Origin of the sequence: Polyangium sp. 6x1 (assembly GCF_029946515.1) — a bacterium.
Taxonomy (GTDB): Bacteria; Myxococcota_A; Polyangia; order Polyangiales; family Polyangiaceae; genus Polyangium.
The window spans coordinates 1-617 of record NZ_JARZHH010000183.1; the positions used below are offsets into that span (position 1 = coordinate 1).

The 617-nt window shown below is 65.5% G+C and carries 1 protein-coding gene; it reads right to left on the minus strand.

Annotated features, from left to right (window positions below; all coding sequences use genetic code 11):
* Window positions 1-617, minus strand: a 617-nt coding sequence (locus tag QHF85_RS49735; protein ID WP_281334582.1) for a GTP-binding protein, incomplete at both ends; no start/stop codon positions are given.

A 617-nucleotide genomic window follows, 5' to 3' on the forward strand; every position in this document is an offset into this window, starting at 1 on the left:
ACCGTGCCGCGGCCCTTGATCGAGAACACGTCCTCGATCGCCATGAGGAACGGCTTGTCGATCGCGCGCTCCGGCTCCGGGATGTAGCTGTCGAGCGCCGCGAGGAGCTCGCCGATCTTCGCCTCCCACTTGGGGTCGCCCTGCAGCGCAGGCAGCGAAGCACCACGGATGACCGGCGCGTTGTCGCCGTTGAAGTTGTACTTGTTGAGGAGCTCGCGGACTTCCATCTCGACGAGGTCGAGCATCTCCGGGTCGTCCACCGCGTCACACTTGTTGAGGAAGACGACGAGGTAGTTCAGGCCGACCTGGCGCGCGAGGAGCACGTGCTCGCGGGTCTGCGGCATGACGCTGTCGAGCGCGCTGACCACGAGGATCGCGCCGTCCATCTGCGCGGCGCCCGTGATCATGTTCTTGATGTAGTCGGCGTGGCCGGGGCAGTCGACGTGCGCGTAGTGCCGGTTCGGCGACTCGTACTCGACGTGCGCGGCCGCGATCGTCACCGTCTTGGTCTCGTCGCGAACGGTGCCGCCCTTGGCGATGTCGGCGTACTTGATCTCTTTCGCAAGCTTCTGCTTGGACTGGACCTTGACGATGGCCGCCGTGAGCGTCGTCTTGCC